The 4,781-nt window shown below is 71.5% G+C and carries 6 protein-coding genes; all 6 read right to left on the bottom strand.

The features are described 5' to 3' along the window. A partial coding sequence (locus tag G6018_RS07375) for an aminotransferase class III-fold pyridoxal phosphate-dependent enzyme (protein WP_182639278.1) occupies positions 1–584 on the bottom strand: 584 nt, incomplete at its 3' end. After that, positions 581–1,516 carry an acetylglutamate kinase gene (gene argB / locus G6018_RS07370; protein ID WP_182618017.1) on the bottom strand — a complete coding sequence of 312 codons (936 nt, stop codon included), beginning with the start codon at positions 1,514–1,516 and terminating at the stop codon, positions 581–583. The genes argB and G6018_RS07375, both read right to left, overlap by 4 nt. Beyond that, on the bottom strand, positions 1,513–1,995 hold the full coding sequence (locus G6018_RS07365; protein WP_182639277.1) for a hypothetical protein: 483 nt from the start codon (positions 1,993–1,995) through the stop codon (positions 1,513–1,515). The genes argB and G6018_RS07365 overlap by 4 nt, the downstream gene beginning before the upstream one ends. Next, on the bottom strand, positions 1,992–3,029 hold the full coding sequence (gene argC, locus G6018_RS07360) for an N-acetyl-gamma-glutamyl-phosphate reductase (RefSeq protein ID WP_179525172.1): 1,038 nt from the start codon (positions 3,027–3,029) through the stop codon (positions 1,992–1,994). Before argC ends, G6018_RS07365 begins: the two co-directional genes overlap by 4 nt. A gap of 69 nt (positions 3,030–3,098) precedes the next feature. Further along, on the bottom strand, positions 3,099–3,836 hold the full coding sequence (locus G6018_RS07355; RefSeq protein ID WP_179525171.1) for a DUF2786 domain-containing protein: 738 nt from the start codon (positions 3,834–3,836) through the stop codon (positions 3,099–3,101). Positions 3,837–3,916: 80 nt separating this feature from the next. Beyond that, entirely contained in the window at positions 3,917–4,741 is an 825-nt protein-coding gene (gene thiD / locus G6018_RS07350; protein WP_095717211.1) for a bifunctional hydroxymethylpyrimidine kinase/phosphomethylpyrimidine kinase, read from the bottom strand. Positions 4,742–4,781: the final 40 nt, after the last annotated feature.

Raw genomic sequence — 4,781 nt, 5'->3', positions numbered from 1 at the left:
TGGATCGGCTCGACGATCACGGCGGCCGTGTCCCCGGGAGCCTGTTCGACGAGAGCGGTGAGCGCGGCGGTGTCGCCGTAGGGGAAGAACTCGACCCCTGCGGGCATCGGTTCGAACGGCTCGCGTTTGGCGGGTTGACCCGTCATCGCGAGGGCGCCCATGGTCCTGCCGTGGAAACCGTTCTCCGCCGCGAGGATCCGCGACCGCCCCGTCCGACGGGCGATCTTGAACGCGGCCTCGTTGGCCTCCGCGCCCGAGTTGCAGAAGAAGGCGCGGACGGGCTCGTCCACCGACAGCAGTGACTCGAGGCGCTCGGCCAGCGCCACCACCGTCGGGTGGATGTAGAGGTTGGACACGTGGCCGAGCTCGGCGACCTGGCGACTGACCGCGTCGACGACCGCCGGATGCGCGTGACCGAGTGAGTTGACCGCGATCCCGCTGAGCAGGTCCACGTACTCGCGGCCGTCCGAGGCGGTGACGGTGACGCCCCGGCCCGAGACGAGCTCGAGCGGCGGGGTGCCGTAGTTGCGCATGAGCGCGCTGTCCCACCGTGCGGTGAGGGACATGGTGTCGGTCCCGGTCATCTCGCTCCTCCTGCCGGCGTGCGGATCTCGTGGTCACCCTCGGTGACCATGGTGCCGATGCCGCCCTCGGTGAGAACCTCGAGCAGCACGGAGTGTTCGACGCGCCCGTCGATGACGTGGGCCGCCCGCACCCCGCCCTGCACCGCGCGCAGGCACGCCTCCATCTTGGGGACCATGCCGCTCTCGAGAGACGGCAACACCCGCTCGAGGGGACCGGTCCCGAGGTGCGTGACCAGCGAGGACCGGTCCGGCCAATCGGTGTACAACCCCTCGACGTCGGTGAGGACGACGAGTTTCTCGGCGCCGAGCGCGGTGGCCAGTGCGCCGGCGGCGGAATCGGCGTTGATGTTGTGGACCGTGCCGTCGGCATCCGGGGCGATGGTGGACACGACGGGGATCCGGCCGGCCTCGATGAGGTCCAGGACGGCACGGGGGTCGACCGACTCGACGTCGCCGACCAGTCCTATGTCGGTCGGTTCGCCGTTCACCATCGCCGTCCGTCGGACCGCGGTGAACAGGCCAGCGTCCTCTCCGGAGATCCCGACCGCGTACGGGCCGTGCGCGTTGATGAGCCCCACCAGTTCTCGGCCGACCTGGCCGAACAGCACCATGCGGACGATGTCCATGACCTCGGGGGTGGTCACACGGAATCCCCCGCGGAACTCGCCCTCCATCCCCAGGCGGCCGAGCATCGACGTGATCTGGGGGCCGCCCCCGTGGACCACCACCGGCTTCAGGCCACAGGTCCGGAGGAACACCATGTCGGCCGCGAACGCCGCCTTGAGCTGGCCGTCGATCATCGCGTTGCCGCCGTACTTGACCACGACGATCTTGTGGTGGAACTTCTGCAGCCACGGCAGCGCCTCGGCGAGGACGTGGGCACGGACGAACGGCGTCAACTCGGTCGACCCGTCGTTCATCTCGGTGGTCATGTCAGTCCTCTTTCGGGCTGGTCGGGAACGGTCAGGGTGAGACGGACGCCGGCACCGCCGCGGTGGCGGAACCGGAACTCCACCCCGTCCGCCGTGGGTGCGGGTTCCGGCCACCGGGTGTGATCGGTGTCCGGTCGGAAGACGAGCACCTCGATCGGTCCGACCTCGGAACCCGACCGGGAGCCGACGATCCGGCCGACGTCCTCGGCGACGGAGTGCGTGAAGGTGAAGTCCTCTCCGGGGACTCCGGCGCCCGGGCCGTCGAGCAGGACGACCGCGCGGATCGACGGGACCTCGGCGCTCAGTGTGCTCCACCGCAACTCCGCGGCGTCGGTCCCCTCGCCCTCGACCTCCAACACGGCCGTCGCGCCCGCGGGAGCCACCCAGAACACCGCGTCGTTGCGCACCGGATCGGACCACGATTCGAGACCGTGGGTGCGGCCACCGGACACCGCGCCGGACAGGATGCCCGCACTCACGGGGCGAGGCCGACCGTGCTGAGCCCCGCCGTCTCGGGCAGTCCGAGTGCCAGATTCATGGACTGGATCGCCCCACCGGCGGTGCCCTTGGCGAGGTTGTCGATCGCCGCGGTGAACACCGCGCGCCCCGCCCGCTCGTCCACCTCGATGCCGAGCTGCACCGCGTTGGACCCGAGCACCGAGGCGGTCATCGGCTGCACACCCTCGGGGAGCACGTGGACGAAGGGTTCGTGGTCGAACGCCTCCGCGTACACCCGCCGCAACTCCCCCGCCGTCGCCGTGGTCGGGGCGACCGCGGTGGTGAGGATGCCCCGGGCCATCGGGGCCAGGACCGGTGTGAAGCTCACCGACACCGGCGCCGCGGTGACCGCCCGCAGGTTCTGGGTGATCTCGGGCGCATGGCGGTGGGTCGTGACGCCGTACGCCTTTGCCGAGCCCATGACCTCCGAGGCGAGCATCGGGACCTTGGCGGACTTCCCCGCGCCCGAGGCACCGGTGACCGAGACGATCGTGATCCCCGACGCGTCGACCAGTCCGGCCGCCACCGCCGGGAACAGCGCGATGCTCGCCCCCGTGGGGAAGCACCCGGGCACCGCGATGCGGCGGGTCGAACGCAGCGCCTCACGCGCGCCGGGGAGTTCGGGCAGACCGTACGGCCAGGTGCCGGCGTGCGCGGACCCGTAGTAGGCCTCCCAGTCCGAGGCGTCGGACAGCCGGAAGTCCGCACCCAGGTCGACGACGAGGACGTCCGGTCCCAGCTGCTCGGCGATCTCCGAGGAGTGCCCGTGCGGCAGTCCCAGGACCACGACGTCGTGCCCGGCCAGGGTGTCCGCACTGGTCTCGACCAGGACGCGCTCCGCGAGCGGCAGGAGATGGGGATGGTGCTCGACCAGCGGCTGCCCGGCGTTGGACCCCGCGGCGAGGGTTCCGATCTCCATCTCGCCCGACTCCAGCGCGGGGTGCCCGAGGAGCAGGCGGAGGAACTCCCCTCCCGCGTAACCCGACGCACCTGCGACCGCTACCTTGATTGCCATGCGCACAAGTATGCATCAGCTTGCAATCTTTTGCACACCGACGTGCCGGCCGCGACGATCCCGGGCCGGTCAGGCTCCGAGTTGACGCCGTCCCCCGCCGAAGCGGCTCTGTCCGAGATCCACTGATCCGCCCACGCGACGCCCCTCCTCGATCCCCGAGGAACCCACCCTCCGCCGTGCACCACGGACCGCCGAGGGGAAACGGCGCCGTAGTTCGGAATCCGCGCGCTGGGCGTCCGACCTCAGGACGAGTCCCGCCCCGACCGCGTCCCCGCTCCCGGCGACGGCTCCGCGTTCGGCCGCGGCCAGTCGGCGTCCCACCTCGAAGGCGAAGCCGGTCATGAACGACTTCCGGTGCGTGACCGGCGAGACGCCGGGAGCCGGCCGCTGGTGCGCTGCCGCCGCGAGCATGACCCCCGTGAGCGCGCCGGCGAGCATCCCCACCCGCTCGACGTGCCGACGCACCCCCACGATGTGGACGACCCTCGCGCCGTCACCGCGGGTGGAGGTGACGGCCCGGCAGTGCATCGCGGCGGCCAGCGATGCCACCAGTCCCACCTGGTCCGGCTGGTATCTCCCGGCGACCACGTGATCGAACACGGTCACTTCCGCGGGTCGCGCATCGGGCCCCGATCTCGCCAGAGCCTCGTCGACGCCGTACTTCGCGAGCAACCCGTAGGCCCGTTCGAGGAACACCTCGGCCTCCGGCGTGCCGGCGACGCTCTCGGCCTTGGCGAACAGTTTGCGGACCCGGTCGAGCGCCTTCGCGGCGGAGGACCCGGCGGAGGCGGTGTGCGTGGTGGACATGGTCTACTCCCGGTGGTCTCGGCTGTGTGATGAGCCGAATATTCGCACAGGTGTACGACAGAGGGGCGGGTCCCGGGCGATCAGTGGTGGAGGAACCAGGTGTGGTCGAGCGGCCCGGCCCCCCGGCCCACCTCGAGATCGAGCCCGCCCCGGAGGGCGCCGTCCATCCACGGACGGACCCGCCGGTACGCGGCCTCCCAGTCATCGGCCGCCACCCGGGCAGTGGCCAGGGCGGAGGACAGCGAGCACCCGGTCCCGTGGGTGTGCGGCGTGTCCACGCGGACGAACGGGAGTCGCAGGGTCGTGCGCCACCCGCCCGCCGAGCGGACGAGGACGTCCTCGGCACTGCCGTCCTCGAGATCGCCGGTCGTGGCGAGCACCGAGCACCCGGTCTGCTCGTGGACGAGCTCGGCCTGCTCCACGATCATCTCGATGCTGCCCGCGGTGGATTCCCCGCACAGGACACCGAGTTCCGGGACGTTGGGGGTGACCAGATCGACTAACGGGACCAGGTCGCGGAGCATGCGGGAGGCGTCGTCGCTGGCGAGCCTGCCGCCGGTGGTGGCGACCATCACCGGGTCGAGGACGACGTTCGGGGGTCTCCGGCGACGCAGCCAGTCCCCCACCGCCTCGACGAGGGAGGCCTCGCCGAGCATGCCGATCTTGACGGCGTCGATCCGCACGTCGTCCGCCACCGCGTCGAGTTGGGCGACCACGGTCTCGACGGGTACCGCGTGTACGCCGCTGACCCCGAGGGTGTTCTGGATGGTGACCGCGGTGACGGCCCCCATCGCGTACCCGCCCATCGCGGCGACGGACTTGACGTCCGCGAGCAGGCCCGCGCCGCCGGACGGGTCGGTACCGGCGATGCACAGGACCCTCGGGACCCCGGTCGGCTCAGCCACGGAGCGTCGCCCCGACCGCCGCCTGCGCGGCCTCCACCGC

This window comes from Dietzia sp. DQ11-44, from assembly GCF_014145205.1.
GTDB classification, from domain to species: domain Bacteria; phylum Actinomycetota; class Actinomycetes; order Mycobacteriales; family Mycobacteriaceae; genus Dietzia; species Dietzia natronolimnaea.
The sequence above is the reverse complement of the archived record's forward strand: the minus strand, read 5'-3'. Positions and strand labels throughout refer to the sequence as shown.